The 23,250-nt window shown below is 66.8% G+C and carries 25 protein-coding genes; 10 read left to right on the forward strand and 15 right to left on the reverse strand.

Features of this window, described 5'->3' with window-relative positions; genetic code table 11:
• Nucleotides 1–74: 74 nt before the first annotated feature.
• Complete coding sequence (gene aceA / locus H977_RS0118985; RefSeq protein WP_029109333.1) at nt 75–2,357, reverse strand: isocitrate lyase ICL2; 2,283 nt, start codon at nt 2,355–2,357, stop codon at nt 75–77.
• A gap of 119 nt (nt 2,358–2,476) precedes the next feature.
• Between aceA and H977_RS0118990 the strand changes: the two genes are divergently transcribed.
• Nucleotides 2,477–2,872: a DUF4267 domain-containing protein gene (locus H977_RS0118990; protein ID WP_029109334.1), complete on the forward strand. Its 396-nt coding sequence runs from the start codon at nt 2,477–2,479 to the stop codon at nt 2,870–2,872.
• A gap of 6 nt (nt 2,873–2,878) precedes the next feature.
• Here the strand turns inward: H977_RS0118990 and H977_RS0118995 are convergent, their stop codons facing one another.
• Nucleotides 2,879–4,180, reverse strand: coding sequence for a spinster family MFS transporter (locus tag H977_RS0118995; RefSeq protein ID WP_051288951.1), 1,302 nt, complete (start codon nt 4,178–4,180; stop codon nt 2,879–2,881).
• A gap of 116 nt (nt 4,181–4,296) precedes the next feature.
• Between H977_RS0118995 and H977_RS0119000 the strand changes: the two genes are divergently transcribed.
• The gene (locus H977_RS0119000; RefSeq protein ID WP_029109336.1) at nt 4,297–5,097 is read left to right on the forward strand and encodes an SDR family NAD(P)-dependent oxidoreductase; all 801 of its coding nucleotides are present in this window, start codon (nt 4,297–4,299) and stop codon (nt 5,095–5,097) included.
• A gap of 209 nt (nt 5,098–5,306) precedes the next feature.
• Nucleotides 5,307–6,389: a DUF7159 family protein gene (locus H977_RS0119005; protein WP_155946722.1), complete on the forward strand. Its 1,083-nt coding sequence runs from the start codon at nt 5,307–5,309 to the stop codon at nt 6,387–6,389.
• Nucleotides 6,390–6,404: 15 nt separating this feature from the next.
• Here the strand turns inward: H977_RS0119005 and H977_RS0119010 are convergent, their stop codons facing one another.
• From H977_RS0119010 to H977_RS0119030, 5 genes are all read right to left on the reverse strand, one after another.
• Nucleotides 6,405–7,409, reverse strand: coding sequence for a hypothetical protein (locus tag H977_RS0119010; RefSeq protein WP_029109338.1), 1,005 nt, complete (start codon nt 7,407–7,409; stop codon nt 6,405–6,407).
• A complete protein-coding gene (locus tag H977_RS0119015; protein ID WP_029109339.1) occupies nt 7,406–8,737 on the reverse strand; it encodes a Dyp-type peroxidase in 1,332 nt (443 codons plus the stop codon). The genes H977_RS0119010 and H977_RS0119015 overlap by 4 nt, the downstream gene beginning before the upstream one ends.
• A gap of 6 nt (nt 8,738–8,743) precedes the next feature.
• Nucleotides 8,744–9,265: a hypothetical protein gene (locus H977_RS0119020; protein WP_051288952.1), complete on the reverse strand. Its 522-nt coding sequence runs from the start codon at nt 9,263–9,265 to the stop codon at nt 8,744–8,746.
• Nucleotides 9,266–9,539: 274 nt separating this feature from the next.
• Nucleotides 9,540–11,048, reverse strand: coding sequence for an AMP-binding protein (locus H977_RS0119025; protein WP_029109341.1), 1,509 nt, complete (start codon nt 11,046–11,048; stop codon nt 9,540–9,542).
• Nucleotides 11,045–11,638 (reverse strand): TetR/AcrR family transcriptional regulator, encoded by a 594-nt coding sequence (locus H977_RS0119030; protein ID WP_081681788.1) that lies wholly within the window; start codon nt 11,636–11,638, stop codon nt 11,045–11,047. The genes H977_RS0119025 and H977_RS0119030 overlap by 4 nt, the downstream gene beginning before the upstream one ends.
• Nucleotides 11,639–11,727: 89 nt before the next feature.
• Between H977_RS0119030 and H977_RS0119035 the strand changes: the two genes are divergently transcribed.
• Genes H977_RS0119035 through H977_RS0119045 form a run of 3 tightly spaced genes read left to right on the forward strand, consistent with a single transcriptional unit; the run spans nt 11,728 to nt 14,226 of the window.
• Nucleotides 11,728–12,564, forward strand: a complete 837-nt coding sequence (locus H977_RS0119035; protein ID WP_029109343.1) for a mycofactocin-coupled SDR family oxidoreductase — start codon at nt 11,728–11,730, stop codon at nt 12,562–12,564.
• Entirely contained in the window at nt 12,561–13,745 is a 1,185-nt protein-coding gene (locus tag H977_RS0119040) for a cytochrome P450 (RefSeq protein WP_051288953.1), read from the forward strand. Before H977_RS0119035 ends, H977_RS0119040 begins: the two co-directional genes overlap by 4 nt.
• A 19-nt stretch (nt 13,746–13,764) precedes the next feature.
• A complete protein-coding gene (locus tag H977_RS0119045; protein WP_029109345.1) occupies nt 13,765–14,226 on the forward strand; it encodes an SRPBCC family protein in 462 nt (153 codons plus the stop codon).
• 20 nt (nt 14,227–14,246) lie between these two features.
• On the opposite strand, the gene H977_RS0119050 is transcribed toward H977_RS0119045, so the two are convergent.
• The 3 genes from H977_RS0119050 to H977_RS0119065 form a co-directional block, all read right to left on the reverse strand.
• Nucleotides 14,247–15,920 carry an acyl-CoA synthetase gene (locus tag H977_RS0119050; protein WP_029109346.1) on the reverse strand — a complete coding sequence of 558 codons (1,674 nt, stop codon included), beginning with the start codon at nt 15,918–15,920 and terminating at the stop codon, nt 14,247–14,249.
• 103 nt (nt 15,921–16,023) lie between these two features.
• Nucleotides 16,024–16,461 carry a hypothetical protein gene (locus tag H977_RS0119055; RefSeq protein WP_029109347.1) on the reverse strand — a complete coding sequence of 146 codons (438 nt, stop codon included), beginning with the start codon at nt 16,459–16,461 and terminating at the stop codon, nt 16,024–16,026.
• Between the two features lie 113 nt (nt 16,462–16,574).
• Nucleotides 16,575–16,961 (reverse strand): Rv0313 family protein, encoded by a 387-nt coding sequence (locus tag H977_RS0119065; RefSeq protein WP_029109348.1) that lies wholly within the window; start codon nt 16,959–16,961, stop codon nt 16,575–16,577.
• An 87-nt stretch (nt 16,962–17,048) separates the two neighbouring features.
• Here H977_RS0119065 and H977_RS0119070 point away from each other — a divergent pair, with 87 nt between their 5' ends.
• From H977_RS0119070 to H977_RS36070, 3 genes are read left to right on the forward strand one after another with little or no spacing between them, the layout of a single operon-like run.
• Nucleotides 17,049–17,849 carry a nuclear transport factor 2 family protein gene (locus H977_RS0119070; RefSeq protein WP_029109349.1) on the forward strand — a complete coding sequence of 267 codons (801 nt, stop codon included), beginning with the start codon at nt 17,049–17,051 and terminating at the stop codon, nt 17,847–17,849.
• Nucleotides 17,850–17,909: 60 nt separating this feature from the next.
• A complete protein-coding gene (locus tag H977_RS0119075) occupies nt 17,910–18,473 on the forward strand; it encodes a hypothetical protein (protein WP_029109350.1) in 564 nt (187 codons plus the stop codon).
• A gap of 52 nt (nt 18,474–18,525) precedes the next feature.
• Complete coding sequence (locus tag H977_RS36070; RefSeq protein ID WP_286162648.1) at nt 18,526–18,657, forward strand: hypothetical protein; 132 nt, start codon at nt 18,526–18,528, stop codon at nt 18,655–18,657.
• Here H977_RS36070 and H977_RS0119085 read toward each other — a convergent pair.
• Together H977_RS0119085 and H977_RS0119090 are read right to left on the reverse strand one after the other, a co-directional pair.
• Nucleotides 18,654–19,424, reverse strand: coding sequence for an SGNH/GDSL hydrolase family protein (locus tag H977_RS0119085; protein ID WP_029109351.1), 771 nt, complete (start codon nt 19,422–19,424; stop codon nt 18,654–18,656). The genes H977_RS36070 and H977_RS0119085 overlap by 4 nt on opposite strands.
• Before the next feature lie 100 nt (nt 19,425–19,524).
• Entirely contained in the window at nt 19,525–19,824 is a 300-nt protein-coding gene (locus H977_RS0119090; protein ID WP_029109352.1) for a hypothetical protein, read from the reverse strand.
• A gap of 301 nt (nt 19,825–20,125) precedes the next feature.
• On the opposite strand from H977_RS0119090, the gene H977_RS0119095 reads away from it, so the two are divergent.
• Nucleotides 20,126–20,623 carry an NUDIX hydrolase gene (locus H977_RS0119095; protein ID WP_029109353.1) on the forward strand — a complete coding sequence of 166 codons (498 nt, stop codon included), beginning with the start codon at nt 20,126–20,128 and terminating at the stop codon, nt 20,621–20,623.
• A gap of 4 nt (nt 20,624–20,627) precedes the next feature.
• Here the strand turns inward: H977_RS0119095 and H977_RS0119100 are convergent, their stop codons facing one another.
• The 3 genes from H977_RS0119100 to H977_RS0119110 form a co-directional block, all read right to left on the reverse strand.
• On the reverse strand, nt 20,628–21,737 hold the full coding sequence (locus H977_RS0119100) for a PDR/VanB family oxidoreductase (protein WP_029109354.1): 1,110 nt from the start codon (nt 21,735–21,737) through the stop codon (nt 20,628–20,630).
• A 26-nt stretch (nt 21,738–21,763) separates the two neighbouring features.
• Nucleotides 21,764–22,663, reverse strand: a complete 900-nt coding sequence (locus tag H977_RS0119105; protein WP_029109355.1) for a metal-dependent hydrolase — start codon at nt 22,661–22,663, stop codon at nt 21,764–21,766.
• A 99-nt stretch (nt 22,664–22,762) separates the two neighbouring features.
• Entirely contained in the window at nt 22,763–23,173 is a 411-nt protein-coding gene (locus tag H977_RS0119110; RefSeq protein WP_029109356.1) for a hypothetical protein, read from the reverse strand.
• Nucleotides 23,174–23,250 lie beyond the last annotated feature (77 nt).

Below are 23,250 nucleotides of genomic sequence, written 5' to 3' on the forward strand. Positions count from 1 at the left end.
GGTAGGAAGCGGCGCGGCAGAAAGCGGCGCGGTAGAACGTGGCGCGGTCACCCGCGCCACCCCCCGCGAAAACCTCAGTCCTCCTTGCGGATCAACCGTCCGAGCGCCTCGCGATCGGGTGCCAGCAGTTCGTCGATGCGGGCCTGGTTCACGTCGGCAACGATGATCTCGCCGACCTCCTGGTACACATCGCTGAAGAGGCCATGGGCCTTCATCTTCTCGGTCTGATAGACGTTGTCCTCCGTCGGCGTCACGTAGTAGACGATCTCCGGCTTGAACCGGTGGATCAGCCACACGTGGATCAGATCCATCAGGCGCTTCTTACGCAGCTTCTCGGCGAAGGTGTTCTGGTCGCGCACCGTCAGGATGTTGCGGCCATGCCGGTCTTTGATCGGGTCGACGACGACGTTGGCCAGCGGCTCCTCACCCTCACCGTAGATCCCGAGGTCGAGGACATCCGACCCGGCACGACGCGGCCGGAGCTGCACGCGCAGATTCTCGCCGATCTTGTAGTAATCGCTCCACATCGCCAGCCACTCCTCGAGCAGCTTCTTGGGCACCTCGGTCTGCACCAGATGCTGGTGCTGCGTGGAGCCGGCGCCCATTGCCTTGGTGGTGGCGGTGCGGCCGGATGACGCGGCCAGGGCAGCATCGCTGCGCGGGCCGCCGACCAGGGTTTGCGGTGTGCGGTAAGGAGATTCGACCAGGCGCATCTTGCGTTGCAGCCGGGCCAGTGCCAGCATGCCCTCCTGCTGCAGGGATGTCGCGAACTCCTCGCAGGCCACGCCGTCGACCTGGTGACCGCCATAGGTGATGAAGTTGAAGACGAACCCCATCTTGCCGAGTTCCGCGGGGAAAGCACGCATCTCGTCATCGGTCATGCCGGTGGTGTCCCAGTTGAACGACGGAGAAAGGTTGTACGCCAGCATCTGGTCGGGGAACTCGGCGTGGATCGCATCGGCGAATTGCTTGGCGTCGGCCAGATCTGCGGTCTTGGTCTCCATCCACAGGATGTCGGCGAACGGCGCCGCCGCCAACGACTTCGCGATCGCATACGGGATGCCGCCGCGGACCTGGTAGTAGCCCTCGGGCGTCTTGACCCGCTCACAGTCCCAGGCCACGTCGGCGCCCAGCTCATGGGCCTTCTGCTGCGCCGAGTACAGGGATGCCCGTGCGGCGAAGGCGCGCCAGTCGGCGGCACTCATCGCGGCGGGCTCGCCCTCACGTTCCCGGAACTCCAGCAGTTCGGCGACGGCCTCGCCGTAGGTGTTCAGACCGGCGTCGGCCTGCCACGCCTCCACGAAGGCGGACTCGACCTTGTCGAACATGGCGTCCACCGAATCGCCGGCGGTGTGGCCCTTGGCGGCCTCGGCGATCGCGCTCGTGATGCCTTGGCGTTCCAGCCAGGCGTCCGCGGTCGCGTACTCGCCCTCGGGCAGCGCGTAGAGCAGGTGGCCGTTGAGATCGGTGACGCCGAGGTCGTAGAACCGGCGCACCATCGCCAGGAAGCACGACTTGTAGGTCGGCACGGACAAGTTCGTCGCCCCCAGCAGGAACGGTTGATCGCGCTCGTCGGCCCGGCTGTCGATCAGGTTGGCGGCCTCGGCGTCGGTACGCGCGACGATGATGCCCGGCACCCGCATGATGTCCAGTTGGAACCGGGCGGTGTTGAGCCGTTTGATCTGCTCATCTGAGGGCACCAGCACCTTGCCGCCCTGGTGGCCGCACTTCTTGGTGCCGGGACGCTGATCCTCGATGTGATAGCCCGGCACCCCGGACTCGACGAAGCGGCGAATCAGATTGCGTACGTGCGGATCGCCACCGTGGCCGGTATCGGCATCGGCGATGATGAACGGCCGGTAGTCGTATACGGGCGTTGTACTGCGCTGCTCCGCAGTCATCCGCAGCCGTAGGTACTGCTGATTGCGATCGGCGGTCAGCAGCGCCCGCACCAGACCCGCGGCCTCGTCGGGCACCTGGCTGAGCGGATAGCTGGCCAGATCGGGTCCTGGATCCTCGCTGATCGACCCCTTGGCCGAGGTCGCCCAGCCGCCCAGATAGATGCCCCCGATGCCCATCCGTTTCATCGCCACCGCCTGGCCCGGCGAATACGGGCCGAATGTGGTGATGCTCTTCTTCTGTGCGAAGAGCTCGCGAAGGTACGGATAGAACGCGGTGGCGGCCTCGCGGGCCACCGGATAGTCGGACGGGATCGTGCCGCGTTGCTCGGCGACCTGACGCGCCGAATACAGCCGGATGATGCCCTCGAACCTGGGGCTGTCGATGTAGGCCTGAGTGGCTGCGACATCGTTCTCGAAAGACGAGTCGGTCTGTGCGTTGGCTTCGATTGTGGCCATGTGTGCGCTCCTGAACTCGGGTACCCCAATCATTGCTGGCAAGTCGCGGCACCGGAGCCGGTTGGGAGATTTCTCAGGAGTTCCGCCCGCGGCAGGCCCCAGGTCCTAGGCTGCACGACATGTCGATCGACCGGGCCGCGTTGGCCGCCGGTGCCATCCGATTCGCGTCGGGCGTCTCCTTTCTCGTCGACCCGAAGCGGGCCGACAGGCTATGGGGTTCAAAGGATTTGCCTGATGCAACCGCACAGCTGCTGTGGCGGTCGATGGGATATCGCGATGCCCTGATCGGCGGGCTGCTGCTGGCGGCCGGGCTGCGGGGCAAGGACACCCGCGGATGGTTCCTGGCCTCCGGCGGCGCCGACGCCTCCGACCTACTGGGCGGGCTCGCGGTCCACGAGCAGCTGCCACGCTCACAGCAGGTCATCGGCCTCGGCGGTGCCGTCGTCGGTATCGCGGTCGGATTGTGGGGCGCCACGCGCCGCCGGGAGCCTGCGACGGAACATCGCAGGGGCTAGGCCCGGCTAGGCATCCGTTTCGACGATGTCGTCGCGGTACCAACGGGTGGCCATCAGATAGCAACCCATGGCCAGCAGTTGCAGCACCGGGACCAGGACCAGCAGGGCCCGGCCCAGCGCGTGGACGCCGAGATCAGGGGTCAGCGTGTCACTGATCAGGCCGGTGACGAAGGGGCCGACGGCTCCGAGCGTGGCATTGAAGAACAAGAAGATCGCCGATGCGGTTGCTCGGTGCTGGGGTAACACGAGACGGTGGATCGCCGCGATCGACGGGGCCATGTAGGCGGTGCCGATCACGTAGCTGAGCGCCAGGAACCACACGCATGCGGCGCGGCTTTCGACGGTGAACGCCAACACCGAGGCCGGAAGCAGCAGGACCGTGGTCAGTATCACGATCCACAGCAGCCAGCGTGGATCGCGCACGGCCAGCCGGTCGGCCATCCGGCCCACGATCACCAGGCCCAACACGCCGGCAAGTCCGGTGGCCACGCCGTATTCGAGCCCGACCTCGCTGAGCGACATGGACTGTGTGCGCATGAGGAAGGCGGGGGAGAAGGTGGTCAGCGAGTAGCCTGCGGCCGCGATGAACGCCGTGCCGCCGACCAGGAACAGGAAGCTGCGTTTGCGCAGCAGTGCCCACCACTCGTCCGGTGCTACGTGTTCTCTCGGCTTCGCGACCGGCAGCGCCTGATGCGCGCCGACCACCAGCAACACCAGTGGGGCGAACACCACGCTGAGCCCGCCCATCACGACGAAAGCCGTTCGCCAGCCCAGGCTTTCGGCCAACAATCCGCCGCCGATCAGGCTGGCGCCGCTGGCCAGCGGGATCGCCAGGGTGATGACAGCCAGCGGCGCGGCGCGGCGATCCTGCGCGAAGTTGCGGGCCACGTACGCGTGGGCGGCCGGGGTGCTGCCCGCCTCGCCCACCGCTACCCCCACCCGCGTGAGCGCGAGCTGGAAACCGGACTGCACGGCCCCGCCGAGCATGGTCATGCTGCCCCACAGTGTCAGGCAGGCGGCGATCACCGCACCGTACGTGCCACGGTCGGCGACCCGCGCCACCGCGATGCCCAGCACGGCGTACACGATCAGGAAGCCGAACCCGTTGATCACCCCGATCGCGGTGTCCGACAGGGCGAGGTCATGTTTGATCGGTTCGGCCAGGACAGAGGGCAGGAACCGGTCGACGTAGTTGAGGGTGCCGACCAGGGTCAGCAGCCCGACCGCCGCCCATGCGCGCCGCGGCCCGTGTACGTCGGTGGGTCCGGGCGACACGGTGACCAGTGGTGCGTCATCGGTCTCACTCATGCGATGGCCTGAAATGCCATGCCGGATGCCGACCGGGTAACCGCGTACGTGCCGATGATCGCCTCCTTACCGCCCGTCGCCGGGGCGGCTCGGCGGCCAAAGATAGCATCCGAAGGGTGACCGACCTTGCCAAATACGGACCATGGGCGGTGATCGCCGGCGGCTCTGAGGGGGTCGGCGCCGAGTTCGCCCGCATGCTCGCCGAAGACGGCTTCAACCTGGTGCTCCTGGCGCGCAAGACCGGTCCGCTGGAAGCCACGGCGCAGCGCTGCCGGGACGTGGGCGTACAGGTGCGGACGGTGACGGTGGATCTGGTGGACGCCGCGTCCACCGCGCAGATCGCCGATGTGACTGCCGGTCTGGACGTCGGGCTGTTGATCTATAACGCCGGCGCCAACACCTGCAGTGAACGGTTCCTGGACGCGCCGCTGGCCGATTTCCACAAGGTCGTGGACCTCAATGTCACCAGGATGATGGAGCTGGTCCAGCACTTCGGCAGGCCGATGGCTGCGCGGGGGCGGGGCGGCATCCTGCTGGTGGGTTCGCTGGCGGGCTATGCGGGGTCGATGCGGCACACCGTCTACGGCGGGGTGAAGGCCTACGGCCGGCTGTTCGCCGAAAGCCTGTGGCTGGAGCTGCGGGAGTACAACGTCGACGTGCTCGAACTGGTGCTCGGGGTGACCCGCACCCCGGCGATGGAGCGCGCCGGCCTGAACTTCTCGGCACCGGGTATGCGGATCAGCGACCCCGCCGAGGTTGCCCGCGAAGGCCTGGACCACCTCGGGGCGGGGCCGGTGCACGTGGCCGGTGGCAACGCCCGACGGGCCGAGATGAACAGTGCGCCCGACCGGGCCCAGGTGGTGCTCAAATCGGACGCCGCGATCCGCAACCTGATCAATGCGCGGGCGCCGCAATGATTTTGGGAACGCGGCACCCGGTTGATCGTCTACGCGATACCGCGGCGCATCGGCTGCTGACCGCCGGAGTGGCGGGAGAGCCCCTGAGCAGACCCAGGTGAATTCTGGGTGCCCATACGGTTACCGATCGTTCCCACGGGATGCCGATGCGTGCCGGGCGGCTTACGCTCGTCGCGGTCGGGTCGCGCGAGAGAAATCGAGGTCGCAGGGTGAGGACAGTGCTGGGCCTGTCGGTGACTCCGCACGGCATCGCCTGGGCCCTGGTCGACAGCCGCTCCGCGGACGCGACCCCGCTCGATGACGATGCCTTCGATGTCGATTCCGCCGATCAGCTGACCGTCCGGGCCGCCGCCGCGGCTCGCAGCGCCCAGGCCATCGCCGCCTCCAGCGGTCAGCATGTGGACTCGATCGGGGTATGCGCCGACGACCTCGTCGCCGATGATGCCGACGACGGCCGCATGGCCGAACTTCTCGACCTGCTTGCCGCCGCCGGCTTCGACGATGTGCGCGTCGTGCCGGAACCGTCCGACACGACCGAACCCGACGACCGCGGGACGCAGGCGCGTCTGGGGGCCGCCCGGTCCGCCGCGCTCGCCGTCGCGACCAACGTGGTTGCCCGGGCACCCAGACCTGTCGCGGTTCGGGTTGCCTCGCCCCGCAGGTACACGGCGGCGCGGGCAGCGGCCGCCGCTGCCGCGGCGATTGCCGCCGGCCTGCTCACGGTGGGGTCGCAGTACGTCGAACCCGTGCCGGGTCCGGTCACCGCCGACGACGGTGCCATCACCGCGGCCGCGGAGCCTCAGCTCGTCACTGTCGCCACGCCACGCGAGGCGAGCCGATCGGTGGCGGTGACCGAGGAAGAACTCGTGGCCGAGCGGGCCGCCCGGACACCGATCGCCGAACCGGTCGACCCGTCGGTGTCGGCGGCGTCCGCAGTGTCGGCGGAAGCGGTTCAACCCGTAGCCCACACCGAACCCCCTGTACCCCAAGCGATTCCGGTGGTTCGGCAGCCGGCGCCGGCCGTCGTCGCGGCGCCCGTCGATCCGCGTCCGGTCCAGCAGCCGGTGGCGATGGCCATCCCCGCCAGTGCCGTCCCGGTGCAGCACATTCCGGCGGCGGTCCCAGGCCCGGTCGTCGGCCCACCGGCAGCCGAGCCGCACCTGGCCACAGATCCCGCGCCTGGCCCTGCGGCGCTGCCACTACCGGCGTCGGCGCCCGTTCCCGTACCGACACCGGCGCCAGCGCCCGCGCCCGCGCCTGCGGGTCTGTGGTTCCTCGGAGCGATGCCGTAGCAGGGACCGCCCGAATTACGGCATGGTCGCGACGTTGTTCCAGAAATGCCTGAGACTGTCGGTGCCGCCGAACAAGGTCGTGAAATTGGTGGAATCGACCAGGACGATATCGCCGGCCCGACCGGCGGTCGGCGGCAGCCAGATCAGCGCGTTGAATTCGGAGTTGCCCGACTCGGTGAACGGATGGGGCCGGGTGGGGTCGACGAGCTGGCGCCCCAGCACCCGCAGTGCGCTGCTCTCCGGTTCGGTGAGTGCATAGTGCGGCAGGTGCGGGTGGAAATTGAAGGTGCGGACATCGGTGAGCAGGCCGGGAGAGTCCAGATCGCGCACAGCCGTCAACGGTGCGATCTCGGTGGTCCCCGCGACGACCGCTGGACGTAACCCCCAGACGTTGTGCACGGGGACGTCGAGCGCCGCCATCAGTGAGCGGGTGTATTGCCCGAAGCGCTGCTGCCGGGGCACCAGCGGATCGCCGTGATGCATGTACTCGATCTGGCGCCGGGCGTAGTCGTCGGTGTCACCGACATCGTGATGTGGCGCCAGCAGCAGGCAGGTGCCCTCGCGCTGCAGCCAGCGACGGATCGCCTCGACCTCGCCCGGGTCGGCCTCTTGTTCGGACAGGATGTGGTCGAGGCCGAACACCATCAAGGTGTCGCAATCGTCGAGGATCCGCTCATCGATCGGAAGCCGGTAGCCGGCCTGGTCGATCCGCTGGAATACGGCCACCGGATGACCGGTGACCTGGCCCGCCAACTCTTGAAAGGCCAGCGTCGATCGGTGGAACAACTCCAGCGTGCCGGCGATGCCCTGGAGGAAGGCGGCTGCGGCGTATTCGGGTGTCTCGTATGCGGGCCACAGCACGTTGCGGACCTCGGTCATGGTGGAGAACCGGTTCTCCATCGCCGCGGGATCGCGCTGGGCTTCCCACGGGTAGCTCCAGGTCCAGTAGATGCTGATCCGCCTGCGCCCGTCGTGGCGGCGGGCGATGTGCGTCTGGTTGTACGTGCGGGCGCCGGTCATGAGGCTGCAGCTCCGGTGCCGGTGGCCAGATAACGTAGTCCCGCCATGCCCGGCAAGAAGAAATAGGCGCCACCTCGTAGCGTGGTGAACGCGGGGATTCCCTTGTGGACCTTACGTATCGGCCGTTTCGGGACGGTGAAGTCCAGTGTTCCGTCCTGGGTGCCGCAGATCGGGTCGTGCTCGTTGCCGAGTTCGTGGAACGTCTTGTCGTTGATCCAGACGTTCTGCGCGAACTCGAACTGGCGCACCAGGTCGGCACAGATTATGAATGCCGCGATCCCGCGTTCCACACCGTCATCGGGTGCACCGTCCGGAAGGGCCGGACCGTACGTGGCGCCGCGCCGGATCATCCGCCGACGATTCATGTAATGCCCCGTGTCACGTGGATTGAGCCGACGCGCGTGCGACCCCAGCGGGCAGGCATAGCCGAACGGATCCATGTGCTTGTAATCGAAATCGTTGTTGCGCATGGGATCTGAACCCAATTCGGGATCGTCCCGCTCGGGCGCCAGCACCAGGGGAGCGCCGCTGCGCCAGCGACCCATGAACTTCGCTGCCAGCAGCTCCTCGGCCTCCGGAGAATCCGACCGTTCACGAATGTAGTCCCGAAACCGTGCGACATGCTCCTCGAGCCTGCGGTAGGCCAGGTAACTTCCGTTGCGCGAAAGCGTCTCCGGTTTGGGCAGATTGGGGACAGATCCATCCTCATCGGGATAACCCAGGATGAACTCACCGGGCTCGAGTGGGTCGCCCGAACCAGGCGTCGGCTCCTCCCCGGAACCCTTCATGACCGGCTGGGACAGCCTGTCGCGGAATCCGAAGTGGTCGTGGGCGTAATTGAACGGCGGGGTCGCATTCAGGTCCAGGTACGACAGGCTGCGCACCCCGGCGGTTCTGTTCAGCAGCTGGTCGTGCTCCTCGATGGAGCGCCGGCACTGTTCGTCGGTGCGGGCGAACAGGATTGCGATCGCATGCAGATCTCCACCGGCCAGACCTCCCAACCAGTGTTCGGGTGCGGCCTCGCCGGTGTCCCCGAGGATGGTGGCCCGCTGTGCCATGCCTTCCCGGAACGCCGCCGGAAAGGTCGCCAGCGACTCCTCGTCGACGCCGAGTGCCCGCAGCCCATTCCAGGTGAAGGCCAACGTGACCCAGCGGTCGGATTCGTCGATCGTGGCTACGGCCGCCGCGGCCGAGGACACCTTGTCCAGCAATGCGGTGACCCACGCCCGGCCGCCCTCCGGGGTGTCGAACGTCAGGAATTCGTAGCGCCCGGTGATGGCCGGGGTGCGGGTCAGCAGGATGTGCTGGATCTCATCGAACTCGAGCACGGCCGGCTACTGCATCTGATCGAGCATGGTGGAGAACGCAGCCTTGAGCCGCAGCGCTTTCTTGATCTCGTCGGCGGTCACGTACGGGTACTCGCCATATTCCAGGAAGCTCGGAACCTGATGAGCTCGGACAAAATCGATGAAAGCCTTGGGGTTCTCCTTCCAATCGTCGGGAAAGCCCTCCAGATTTGTGAACACCGTGGTGATTCCCGTGCTGCTGAACAATTGCACCGCGTCCTCGGTGTACTTGTCGAAATCCGTGTCGAAGATGCCCTGGTATTGAAAATGCAGGCCCGATCCGACATCGAAAAGTACCCAACGCAAATAATGCAGCCGCAGTGGCGCCAATACATCCGGGCTGCCGGCGATCGCCTGTTCGATCTGCTTGCCGTACGCGCGCACCACCTCCTCGCGGCCTTCCTTCACCTTCGCGATGATCGAGAAGCCGTGGCAGGCAGGTGTTCTCGGATAAGTCGGGCCGTACCGGCCTTCCTCGAGCTCGAAGTAACCTTCCGGCGGAATCGCCATTGCGGCCGGCTTGGTCCAGTCAGGATTTGTCGTTGTCAATTGGGGGCCTCCAGGTGGAATTCGTAAAACTGAACACAAGCGGCCCAACGTATCCCGGAACGGGCATGGCATGGCGGCTTGTCAAATTTACCGCGATATGTGGTGGAAAACCCGGCAAACGTCCGCACTGGGCGTATCGTCCGTTGTGTCGCGGCCGTCTGAGGGGTTGGCCGCGGCCATCTCCGGAGATGGTTTGCCACCCGACGGTCGACTGAGCGTGATGGAGGCCGTTCTGCTACGAGTTCTCGGCGCCGTTCAGCACAGCGGCGCGCGCGAAGGCGCGAACGTGCTCCTTCGCCACTTTCCCGTTGCCGGTCAGCGGTAGCGCGTCGGTGAACAGTACTACCCGCGGTCGCTTGAAACCCGCGATCTTGCCGCGCACGTGGCCGATCAGTTCCTCGGCGGTCGCTTGGCGTCCCCGAACCAGAACGACCACGGCGCAGACCGCCTCACCCCAGTAGTCGTCGGGCACCGCGATCACGGCTACCTGGTCAACCGCGGGGTGATCGGACAGCGCGTCCTCGACCTCGCGGGAGGACACGTTCTCGCCGCCGGTGACGATGATGTCCTTGAGCCGGTCGACCACGAACAGCCGTCCGTCCGCATCGGTGCGGCCCAGGTCACCGGTGTGCAGCCAACCGCCCTCGGTGCTGGCACCGTCGGGCCAGTAGCCGGGCGTCACCTGCGCGCCGCGCACCAGAATCTCGCCCACCTGCCCCGACGGCAGCAGATCTCCTGATGGCGCCGCGATTCCGATCTCGACTTCCCGGTGCGGGTAGCCGGCACTCGTGAGTAATTCCGGGCGGTCCGTCGCTCCGGTCCGGTGATCGTCGGGGCCGAGAAACGTGATGTTCCCGCCGGTTTCGGTCATCCCGTAGCCCTGGTGGAAGTCGACCCCGAGTCTGTCGATCGCGCGGCGCAACAGGTCCAGCGGCATCGCCGCAGATCCGTAGGCGATCGCGGTGAGAGAGGGTAGATCGGTGCCGGTGCGGTCGAGATGTGCGAGCAGTGCATGCAGCATGGTCGGTGCCAACGAGCACGAGGTCACGCCGTGGCTGCGGACCAGTTGCGCGAAACGCTCTGGGCGGAATTGCGCGCACAGCACGACGGTGGCGGCAACCGCATGCTGGACCAACATGTTGTAACCGGCGATATGGCACATCGGAAACGGCAGCAGATACACCCCACCGGGCCGCACCGAGCGGCCCGCCACCGACCCCCGCACCGCGGTGAGGATCGAACGGTGGCTGTGCACAACAGCTTTCGGTACTCCGGTAGAGCCGCTGGTGAACAGCAGCCACGCCGGATCATCTGGACCGGCGTCATCACCGAAGGGCAGAGCGCTTGCGGGTGCGGCCTGCCACGCTGCGGATTCGAACGCGACCGCCGGGGTAGCGGCACCGGTCAGGGCCGACAGATAACGCTCGTCGCCGAGCAACAGGGCGGGCGCGGCGGTGGCCAACTGCGCGGCCTGCTCACTCGGACCGAGACGCTGGTTGATCAGGGTCAACACGCGTCCACTGCGCGGCACGGCGTAATACAACTGGGCGTAGGCGGCGCTGTTGTCGGCGACCACGGCCACCCGGTCACCCGGAGCGGTCCGCGCGGCCACCCAGCCTGCGACGCCGCGGACCTGTCGGTCGAACTCGGCGAAGGTCACGGCGGTGCCGTCGTCGGTCACCACCGCCTGGCGCGCAGGCGCATCGGCGGCTGCCGCCGAAATCAACTCGTGCAGAAGCCTCACGGCTGACCGCCAGGGGGAAGTTCGAACCGGTCCAGATAGCGCCGCACGAAATCCTCTGCCTGCGTATGACCGCGGCTGATGCCCAACCCCTTTTCGAGCACCAGGGTGCGGGCCAGGCTCGCCACGATCATCGACATCACCACGGGTGGGAACTCGTCGGTGTCGACCCCGTGGGCTCGCAGCGCAGACGCCATCGCGGCCTCCTCGAGCTCGCGGAACCGATCGGCGTAGCCGGCGATCTCGCTACGGATGGCCTTGCGGTGGTTGGCAAGGGCCATGAATTCCATCCACAGCGCCGCCCCCTGGGTGCTGTTGAGCTCCCACAGTGCGTGCAAGGGCGAATCGTCGGCGAAGGCCTCCTGCTGCGTACTGAGGTTGGTGTCGGCGCCGGCCTGCAGCACAGCGACGAAGAGGTCGTCCATGCTGGGGAAGTAATAGTGGACGAGAGCGGGCTTCACCCCGGCCTGCGCGGCCACCCGCCGCGATGTCGCCGCCGCGTATCCCTCGTCGAGCATGACCTGGGCGGTGGCCCGGATCAGTGCCCGGCGCGTGGTCGATTCGCGTCCGGAAGCGGCCTTTTGCGTACTCATCGAACCCTTGACCACGCGCGGCGACGGCTGCTAGACATGGCCTGAGTGTAATTATTGGGCGATTGCCCAAAGTCGGCGGAGGGTGGGCGATGACAGGACGGGTCGACGGCAAGGTCGCACTGATCACGGGAGCGGCACGCGGGCAGGGGCGCAGCCATGCGGTGCGACTGGCTGCCGAAGGCGCCGACATCATCGCCGTGGACATCTGCGCCACGTTCGACCGGTCACCGGCTGCGGGTGCGACGGCCGAAGACCTCGCCGAAACCGCGAACCTGGTCAAGAACCTCGGGCGCCGCATCGTGACCGCCGAGGTCGATGTGCGCGATTTCAGCGCCCTGGCGGCGGCGGTCGACAGCGGCGTCGAGCAACTGGGGCGGCTCGACATCATCGCGGCCAATGCGGGCATCGGCACCACCGGAGTCAAGCTGGACCGGATGGACGAGGACCTCTGGCAGGAGATGATCGACGTCAATCTCAGCGGCGTCTGGAAGACTGTCAAAGCCGGTGTGCCCCATATGCTCGCGGGCGGGCGTGGCGGCTCGATCATCCTGACCAGCTCCGTGGCGGGGTCGAAGGCCTACCCGTTCACCGGGCACTACGTCGCGGCCAAACACGGCGTCGTCGGGCTCATGCGCAGCTTCGCCGTGGAGTTGGGGCAGCACTCGATCCGGGTGAATTCGGTACATCCGACCCACGTCAACAGCCCCATGCTGATGAACGAGACGACGTACCGCATGTTCCGCCCGGATCTGGAGAACCCCGGACCGGAGGATCTGGCCCCGATCTGCCAGACCTTCCACATGCTGCCGATCCCATGGGTCACGCCCGAGGACATCAGCAATGCGGTCCTGTTCCTGGCGTCGGACGAGGCCCGCTACATCACCGGGGTCACCCTGCCGGTCGACGCCGGGAGCTGTCTGAAATGACCGTCTATTACGACCCGTACGACGTCGGCATCGTCGCCGACCCGTACCCCGTGTACGCCCGGCTGCGCGACGAGGCCCCGATCTACCACAACGAGCGCTACGACTTCTGGGCGCTGTCCCGGCACGCCGACGTGGAAAAGGCGTTGTCGGACTGGGAAACCTTCTCCAACAGCCGAAGTGACATTCTCGAACTGGTCAAGTCGGACTTCGACATGCCGCCGGGCGTGATGATGTTCGAAGATCCGCCGATGCACACCCTGCTGCGCGGGTTGATGTCGCGGGTGTTCACGCCGCGCCGGATGGCCGAGATCGAAGATCAGATCCGGCAGTTCTGCGTACGTTGCCTGGACCCTCTGGTCGGCTCAGGCGGGTTCGACATCATCGCCGAACTGGCATCGATGATGCCGATGCGGGTGATCGGAATGCTGCTCGGCATACCCGAATCCGAGCAGATCGGGGTTCGTGACGCCAACGACGCCAATCTGCGTACGAAGCCGGGCACGCCGATGAAGGTGGTGCAGGCCGACCGCATCGCCGACGGCCGGATCTATGCCGACTACGTCGAGTGGCGGGCCAACAACCCCTCCGACGACCTGATGACGGCGCTGCTCAACGTCGAGTTCACCGATGAGTTCGGAGTCACCCGCAAGCTCGAGCGCAAAGAGGTGCTGCACTACACCCAGGTGGTGGCCGGCGCCGGCAACGAGACCACCGGGCGGCTCATCGGATGGCTGGCCAAAGTGCTCGCCGAACATCCAGACCAGCGTCGCGAGGTGGCCCAGGATCGCTCACTGCTGACCCGCGCGGTCGATGAGACGCTGCGCTTCGAACCCACCGGGCCGCACGTGGCGCGCTGGGTGGCAAGAGATTTCGAGTACGACGGCACCACGGTGCCGGCGGGGAGTGCGATGCTGCTGCTGTTCGGCGCGGCCAACCGCGACCCTCGTCGCTACCACAACCCCGACACGTTCGACATCCATCGCAACAACATCAGCCACCTCACCTTCGGCAAGGGTTTGCACTACTGCCTGGGCGCCAACCTGGCCCGCCTGGAGGGCCGTGTCGCGCTCGACGAACTGCTCAACCGGTTCCCCGAATGGGAGATCGACTACGACAGTGCGAAACTGGCGCCCACATCGACGGTCCGCGGTTGGGAGCATTTGCGCGTCGTCGTCAGCTGACTGTGGTGAACTGAGCACCGTGAGCTGGTGGATCGGACAGGCGCGGCGCAGGGTCGGTGCCGAGGTGCCGGCACCGCCGGATCCGGTGCGGGCCTTCTATGTCGACCTGGGCAACATTTCGCAGGTGCACCCGCTGGTGCAGTGGGTCCGAAGCACCTCCCGGGTGGACCTGGCCGACGGGTACCGCCAGGACTATCAGGTGCGCGACCGGATCCCGTTGGGGCCGTTGGCACTTCCGATCACCTACCGCGCGCGGCTCATCGTTCCCGCCGCAGGCCCGGTGAGCGCGCAGGCCCGCCAGTTTCCGCAGGTGCAACTGGACAGCCGGGTGGTGTTCGCGGCGACCGAGGCCGGAACCCGGATCACCGAGGACTTGACCATCGCGGCCCCGAGGCCGTTGTTGTCGATCACCGTGGAGCAGGCGGTTGCGGCCCACACCGAGATGCTCGCCACGATCGCGAAGCTGTTCGCGCCGGACTAGTTTCGAGGCGCACCCTCGAGCTACGAGGCGCTGACCGCTTCGGCGTGCTCGGTGGCCACCGACTTGGCCCAGCGGTAATCGGCCTTGCCCGCGGGGGAGCGCACGATCTGCGGTGACCGGATGAACGCCTTCGGGATCTTGTAGCGGGCGATCGCGCTCTCACACACCGTCACAAGCTCTTCGTGGGTGGCCGACGCGCCCTCGGCGAACTGCACGACGGCCACCACCTCACTGCCCCAACGTTCCGACGGTCGTCCGACCACCACCACGTCGTACACGGCCGGGTGCGCGGCGATGGCGCGCTCGACCTCCTCGACGAAGATCTTCTCCCCGCCGGAATTGATGGTCACCGAGTCACGGCCCAGAAGCTGAATACGCCCGTCTTCCAACACGTTTGCCCGATCACCGGGAACCGCCCAGCGGACACCGTCGATCGTGGGGAAAGTGCGCGCGGTCTTGGCCGCATCTCCCAGATAGCCCAGGGGGATCAGATCGCGCCGCGCCAGCCAGCCTCCGCCCTCGCCGGGGCCGAGCACCCGGGTCAGATCCTCGGCCACCACAGCCGTATCGGACTGGGCGTTGAAGGTCGCCGCCTGGGAATCGGTACCCGCGGTGGATGCGGTGCTCATCTGAGTGCCCGACTCGGAGGACCCCACGGCATCGAGCAGCATCAGATGCGGCAGAGCGGCCAGGATCCGCTCACGCACGGTCGGTGAGAGCGGCGCGCCTCCGTTGCTGATGGTGAACAGGCCGGACAGGTCGTAATCGCCCTTCTCGATCTCGTCGATCAAGGGGCGGGCGATCGCATCGCCCACGACCGGGATGCTGAGCACCCGTTCGCGTGCGGCGAGTGTCAGGACATTGTCGGGGCGCATCCGCACGACATCATCGGGGATCACGAGCTTTCCGCCCATCGTGATGGCGTTGTAGGCCGCCCATTGCGCGGCGCCGTGCATGAACGGCGGGATCATCAGCAGCGACAATCCACCACCCGCGGTGCGGGCGCGCTCGGCGAGTTCCTCGTACGAACCGATGAAGGTGTCGCTGCCGAACGGCCGTCCACCCATCGAGGACAGGAAGATGTCGTGCTGACGCCACAGCACGCCCTTGGGCATGCCGGTGGTGCCGCCCGTGTAGAGGACGTAGAGGTCGTCGCCCGACGGAGTCGGCATGCCGGCCTCCGGAGCGGAGGTCTTCAGGATCGTCTCGTAATCGACGGCGCCCGGCAGGAGTTCGTTGCCCGATTCGTCGGCGACCTGGATGAGCACCTGCAGATCGGGCAGCTGATCGCGGATGGCGGCCACCCGTGGTGCGAACTCGGCGTTGAAGATCACCGCCCGCGCGTTCGAATCTTTCAGCAGGTAGAGGAGTTCCTCTTCCACATAGCGGTAGCTGACGTTGAACGGTGCCACCCGAGCGCGGTAGCTGCCGATCATCGACTCGAGGTATTCGTTGCCGTTGCGCAGGTAGATGCCGAGGTGGTCCTGACCCGACTCGTGTCCGGCGAGTGCGTCGCGCTCGGTATGCGCGCCGAGACCGGCCGACACCAGATAGTGGGCGAAGCCGTCGACGCGGGCGTCGAACTCGGCGTAGCTCAAGCGTCGGTCCCGCCACACCAGGAAAGTCTGATCGGGCACGGCTTTGGCCACCGTGGAGAACACTGTGGACAGATCGAACTTCACGTCGGCGCTCATGGCACTCCTGATGTGCGCGGATTTCGGGCCCCACGACCATACATGCATCGCTCAGCTGTATGGCCGCCGGTGTGTGACCCGCGCCTCAGGCCGGACGGACGTATCAGACCGGGAAGAACCCGTCGCCGGTCAGCACGCCGGGCTGCCAGCCCTGCGCTCCGAGGCACAGCATCGGCCGGCCGTCGGGGGACTGTGCCGCTTCCTGCGGCCCCGGGCATGGTGAGCCGATCTCCTGCACGCCGTTCAACGGATAGGCGTAGGTCCAGAAGCCGGTGTAGACCGGCGGCCACTGATTGGGAATCCACTTGCACTGCATGGCCGTACCGCCCGGGCCGCGGCCGAATACGTTGCGCTCCCAGCTGAAGCAGGGCGCGCCGTTGGAAGCCTCGTAGCTCATCCCCGGGACATCGGTGGGGTAGCGGCCCGGATTGTCCGGATACATGTTGCTGTTGTCATCGGCCAAGGCACCCGGTGCCGCCGAGAGTGCTGTTGCCAGTGCCGCCGCGGCGACCGCCGTCGCACCGAAGAGTTCGCGAATCATGTTCCACCCTCAGCATTGCCGGCCGCCAGTCGGATGAGGCCGGCCAGTTCGTTGACTTTGGGCCAGAATCCTAGCCGGTCGCCGCGGCGAGCAGTCGGCATTTCGCACCGTTGTTACTCGCCGGTATCGGTGTCGAGCACACTGACCGCGATGCCGTACGGCAAGAACCGCACCCGGCGGCCCGGATCGGTATTGCTCGCGTTGGCCCGGAGGGCTTCGAGCTCGTTGGGGAAGACCTGCTCGATGTGGGCGCCGCCGGCGTCATCGACGCTATAGATCGCCCACACTCCGTCGCCCTTCTCACCGGTGGTCTCCGGTTCGGTCCTGGGCCGGGAGAACCGGGTCACCTCATCCAGCAGCCCTGCCCAGCCGGCGCCCTGGCCAGGATTGCCCAAGAATTTGCCCAAACCGTCGAGGGCGTCGCGCAAGCCTTCGCCGGCCTCGCGGGCCACCCGATCGAAGTCCTCTGGGTCGAAGCCGAACGGTCCACTGCCACTCATGGCGCACTCCTCGGTGGTTGTGGGTACAAAGTGTCCAAACACCAGTGTGCGCGCACGCGGCGCCGGGCGGGATGGTAAACGATCCATATGGTCTTCACACGGGACGAGCTGCTGGCCACCGTCGAGTTGTCACCGCAGGCAGCCGGTGCACACGACCGACAGGGATGGGTCGGACTGTTCGCTGCGGGCGGAACGGTCGAGGACCCGGTGGGCTCACGGCCACACCGCGGGGCCGCGCAGATCGAGCGGTTCTACGACACCTTCATCGGCCCGCGCGACATCACCTTTCACCGCGACGCCGACATCGTCAGCGGCTCCACCGTGATCCGCGATCTCGAACTCGAGGTCGCCATGAGCGCATCGGTCACCATGCGGATTCCGGCGTACCTGCGCTACGCCGTCGTCCCCGCCCCGGCCGGTCCGCGCATCGCCGAACTGCAGGCGTACTGGGAGCTGCCGTCGATGATCGGCCAATTCGCCTCGGCCGGCGCCGGCGCGGTGCCGGTCGGGCTGCGCCTGGCCGGTGCGCTGCTGCGCAACCAGGGCCCGTCGGGGTCGCTGGGCTTCGCCAAGGGAATGATCGGAGCGGGGCGGGCGGGCAAGCGTCTGACCGCCGGCCTGTTCGACGACTTGTGTGGCGGCGACGAGGTGGCGGTGCAACGCCGGCTGGGCGAGCACACCGTCATATCCTCCGGTGAGGACGAGCCGTTGAGTACATCCGGATTGGTGGAGCGCACCGCGGGCGCGTCCTGGCACAAGATGATCGCCTCCGGGTCGAGCGTGGTGGCCGGCCTGGAACGCGACGGACACCGGTCCGTACTGATCGCCGAACTCGGTCGCGGACCGCGCGCGGTCGCGCGGTTACGGCACTTCGCCGACCCGACGTGAACGGGCAAACCGGCCCGGCGTCGCAGTTCCCGCACCCTGTCGTGAGACCGTAGAGGGATCATGGCTGATCACGCTTACATCACCTACGAGGAATTCGGTCGCCGGTTCTTCGAGGTGGCCGTATCCGAGGACCGGGTCGGCGACGCCATCGGGGCGATCGCCGGCGATGAGTTCGAGCTCGGCCCGATCGCCCAGGGCCCGGGCAAGATCGCCAAGGTCACCGCTCGGGTCAAGATCCAAAAGCCGCGGGTGAGCCGCATCGTGGGCGAAACCATCACGTTCTCCATCCGGATCCCGCTGGAGATCGACATGGTGATCGACCTGCGCATCGACAGGCCCAAGTTCATGGTCTTCGGCGAGATCGCCCTGCGGGCTTCGGCATTGGCGGCCGAGCCGCTGTTGCTGATCCTCGACGTCAAGAAGCCGCGTCCGTCCGACATCTCGATCCACGTCACATCGAAATCGCTGCGGGCCGAGGTGCTGCGCATCCTGGCCGGAGTCGACGCGGAGATCAAACGCTTCATCGCCGCACACGTGGCCGGTGAGATCGACAGCCCGGAATCGGAGCAGGCCAAAGTGATCGACGTGGCCAAGGAACTCGATTCGGCCTGGGGCGGGATCTGACACCGGGCACTGGCTGCGGGCGCACTCCGAGACGCCCCGTACCATTACCGCCATGCAGCGCAACGTGATCCGGACCGGTCGAGCGGTCGCGGCCTCGGTGGCGACGGCGATCGCCAAGGCCGGCGAGGGCGACCTGACGGGCGGCCCGGCCGATCTCGCGTGGTCGATCCTCGGCTTCGGTTAGGCGCTCAGGCACATCAGAGCGGGGCGTCTGGGCGAGCGGCCGTTGCCGCCGGACTGGCCGCGAAGGTGACGCCACAGCCACGGCATGAGCATGTTCTGCGTCCACAACACCTGTGAGTAGGCCCGGGACCGAAACGTCTGACTCTGATCCCGGCCGGTGGCCAGCGCCCAATCATGGTTACTGCCAGGCAATCCGAGTGCCTCAGCAGCGGCGTCGGCGAAGAGGCCGTGTCCCTTCGCCGACCCGTGCACGCGATCAGGACTCCACGTCTCCGGTTCGCACATCGATGGAGCCGAGTACAGATCGACAAGCTGGAACCCGTACCGATCGGCGGCATCCCTGATCGCATCGTTGATCTGCACCACCCGCCTTCCCAGCAGTCGGCCCACCGGCAGGATCTCGGTGATGTCGGGGAACGTGGTCGTGACGACCGTGGCTCCGGATTCCGCGAGGTTGCGGTAGACCTGCTCGAGATCGCCCAGCGCCCGCGTGAACGCGCGCCCGGGCCGGGTCACGTCATTCATCCCGATGCACACGGTGACCAGATCCGGCCGCATCGACAACGCGGTGGGCAACTGGGTGTGGAGCACATCGCCGATACGGTGGCCGCGAATGGCGAGGTTGGCATAGCCCAAACCTGGATACAGCCCGTCGAGGCGCACCGCGAGCCGATCGGCGAAGCCCATCAGGCCGATGGTGTCGTCGCCATCCCACAGTCCTTCGGTCTGGCTGTCGCCGAGGGCGACATACCGGGTGAAACGTCGCACGCTGGCGACTCTAGCGCGCCCCGAATCGGGCGTTGCACCCAGACACGTCGAAGGGGCGCCCAAAAGGACGCCCCTCCTTGATGTTTCACGAAATTTGGACTTACTTCACGTCCACGTAAATCGTTTTGTTGACAACGTTGGTCTGCAAGCTGTCGCCCGGGTTACCGGAATCTGTCCGGGTGTAGGTCTGCCCGGGCCGCACCGCGACCACCGAAGCCTTGTCCAGTGGGGTCGAGCCGACGTGGTTGACGACGACCTTGTAACCCTGAGCCTGCAGTTCGCTGATGGTCTGCTGGGCATTGCCCGGTCCGGTAGGAGCGGCCTGTGCCGGTGCGGCAAGACCGACCACGGCTGCCGCTGCAGCGCCCGCCAGTGCTGTGGCAAATCCGATTCTCATCATCTTTGGTGCCTTCTTTCGCTGTTCTGTTGTGTCGCACCCGGCGCACCGGCGGCGCACTGTCGCTGGGCGTCGTCGCTAGTCCTTATAGGTGTTACACAAGGGTTAACCTGCAGTTCACAGATAAAATTCCGGCTGTCCGAAACCGTTGACGAGGGCTGCGTCACACTCGGGAACCGGGCCACCGCGCTCCGCTCGCCGCCCCGCTGTACCGGCTCTGGAGTGACCCGGATTACGCTGCGGTGGCAAAGTGGTTCACAACACCCGTGTCATCGGAACGGCATCGCCGCGTAGCGTGCAACCCGTGGCCAAACTGAGCGCCGGGATATTGCTGTACCGCCTCGCCGGATCCGATGTCGAGGTGCTGATCGCCCATCCGGGGGGACCGTTCTGGGCCCGCAAGGATGCCGGCGCGTGGTCGGTACCCAAGGGCGAGTACGCCGCTGACGAAGACCCCTGGCTTGCGGCGCAACGGGAATTCACCGAGGAACTCGGCGTCGCCCCGCCCGCGGGCCCGCGTATCGACCTCCTCCCGGTACGCCAGGCCGGAGGCAAGGTGGTCACCGCGTTCGCGGTACGCGGGGACTTCGACGCCGCTTCGGCGGTGAGCAACACATTCACCGTCGAATTGCCGAAGGGTTCCGGACGGTTCGTCGAATTCCCCGAAATCGATCGTGTCGCTTGGGTTTCAGTGGCCGTGGCGCGCACCAGATTGCTGACTGGACAGCGTCCGTTGTTGGACCAGCTGATGGCCGCGCCGGAACTCGCGGGCTATGGCGAAGGCCGCCCGGACAGCGGCTAGCGACTCAGAGATCCAGCGTCAGCCGCTGCCCGGCTTCCGCTCGTGACACGCAGGTCAGCAGATAGCCCGCGTCGCGCTCCGGGTCGGTCAGCAACGTATCCCGGTGCTGCACAACCCCGTCGGAACCTGGCGCGGTGCGGATCCGGCAGGTGCCGCAGAACCCTTGCTGGCATGAGTACGGCGCGTTCACGCCGGCCCGTCCCAGCGCGGCGAGCAGTGTCTCATCGGCTCCGACCGTCATCGTGGCACCGGTGGAGGCGATCGTGACCGAGAATTCGGCTCCGTCGACAACCGGTGGCGCCGCGAATCTTTCGAAGTGCAGTTCGACGTCGTCACGGCCGGTGAGCGCAGCCCGGATTCCGGTCAGCATCGGGGCCGGCCCGCACGCGTACACCGTGGTGCCGTCGGGACAGTCGCCCAGCAGATCGTCGGCACTCGGCAGTCCGTCGACATCGTCGGTGCGGATCTCGATACGGTCGCCGAACCGGGAGAGCTCACCCAGGAACGGCAGGCTGTCGCGGCTGCGCCCGGCGTACACCATCGACCAGTCGACTCCCAGCCGTGCGGCCAATCCGAGCATCGGCAGGATCGGCGTGATGCCGATTCCGCCGGCGATGAAACGGAACCGCTGAGCAGGCGACCCGTAGCCGGGCACGGTGAGGGCGAACGCATTCCGCGGGCCGTGGGTGCTCACCGTGCTGCCGACCCGCAGGCTGTCGTGCACCTCGACCGAGCCGCCGCCGCCATCGGGGATGCGCCGCACCGCAATTCGATAACTGTCGGTGACCGCGGGGTCGCCGCACAGCGAGTACTGCCGAACCCGTCCGCTGGCCAGATGCAGGTCGAGATGCGCGCCCGGATACCACTGCGGCAGCTCACCGCCGTCCGCAGCAGCAAGAGTCAGTGCGATGACGTCCTGATCGTGGGCGACCACCTGCCGGTCCGTCACCGTCAGAACGATCGTGCGATCCAGCTCGGGTGGCGGACCGGGCCGACGCACCAGCCGGCCCACGGTCCATAGGGTGGCGATGGCGACGTCGGCCGCGCCGAGCATCGGGTCATGGCGGAAACGGCCTGAAATACTCGGCGGAATCCGGCGGTATCGGGATATCAGTGAAAGCGTCGGCACAATTGTGCCCGTCACAGGTGAGCGGCTCGAGCCGCGGGCGAGCTGGCCAGGTATGCGACCGCCTGCGCCGTCGAACCCATCTCCTCCGGTGAGAAGCTCGGCCGGCAGTAGGCCAGCGTGCTGGTACCGAACATCCGGGAGAACTTCGGCAGCAGTCCCAGCTTGGAATCGTGCATGCGCATCCTGTTCATCCGCCACCAGCCGATGTCGAGGGTCGGGTCACTCTTCACCATCGCCCAGCAGCCGCGCTGGAAGAACAGATAGACCGCGGTCGCGGCGATCGACATCGCCCGCACCCGGCTGAAATAGCTGGGCTGGAAATACATCGCGACGTCGTGGGCGACGCTGCGGTGCTCGACCTCTTCGCTGCCGTGCCAGCGGAACAGATCAGTCATCGTCGGGTCCGCGTCGTAGTCCTCCCACGAGCAGTTCAGCACGAAGTCGCCCAGCACCGCGGTGTAGTGCTCGATGGCCGCGATGAGCCACAGCCGGTCACAGAGATTGGACAGCCTGCGACGCGGATCCGTCGACCCGGCCGGTGCCAGGGTCCGGGTGAACACATGCTCCACCAGTGACAGGACCGGCCGGTAATCGACTCCGTGGTTGGTCAGGAACTCGTCGAGCACCTGATCGTGTGTCTCGGCGTGGGTCGCTTCCTGGCCGATGAAACCCCGCATGTCATCGGCCAGTTTGGGATCCCGCACGTACGGCAGGGCTTCGTTGAACGTGGCGACGAACCAGTGCTCGGCCATCGGCAGCACCACATTGAACAGGTTGACCATCGACGAAGCCACCGGATGGCCGGGGATCCAGTGCAGTGGAATGTTGTCGAGATCGAAATGAACCTTGCGGGCCTGGATCTGAACCGGGCCGGGATCGATCTCGTGGTCGAACCGCAACGGACGCAGCATCGAGAGCCTCCCTGGGAATGAGTGGACTCTCAGCAGTGTACGGATTTAGGTGGGAACGGCGGTACCGGGTTGCCTGTGTCGGGTCAGACCGGGTTCTGATCAGGCCGGCGGCGGCGTGCCCGCGCCCGGCGCCCCGGCGATCGGAACCACCGGGGTGGGCGTCACGGTGGTGACACCGTTGCTGCCGACCCTCGGGCCGCCCGGAACGGCCGAATCGGCGGCCTGATCGGCCGCGGCCGCGCTGCAGTCCAGCATCAGGATCATCTTGCCGTTGGAGTTGACCTTCTGGGAGTCGACCAGGCACTCGGACTGCGGCAGGGCACTGCCGAAAGACCCGCCGAAGGTGGCCTTGACGCCCTGGCTTTTCAGGATCGCCAGCGCCTTCAGGTAGGGCTCGCCGACCACGTTGACCGAGGACGAGCTCGGCTGTGAGGTGGCGGTGCCTGCGGCCAACAGGGCGATCGAACCAGCGGCGAGCAGACCGCCGCCGAGCGCAACAAGCTTCTTCACGTGAACTCCGTCAGTCGGGTGCGTTTGCGAACATATCGCAGCTGTGACGAATGTGAAACCGGAGCAGACACCCGGAG

The sequence above is a fragment of the Mycobacterium sp. URHD0025 genome (assembly GCF_000426065.1).
Classification (GTDB): Bacteria; Actinomycetota; Actinomycetes; order Mycobacteriales; family Mycobacteriaceae; genus Mycobacterium.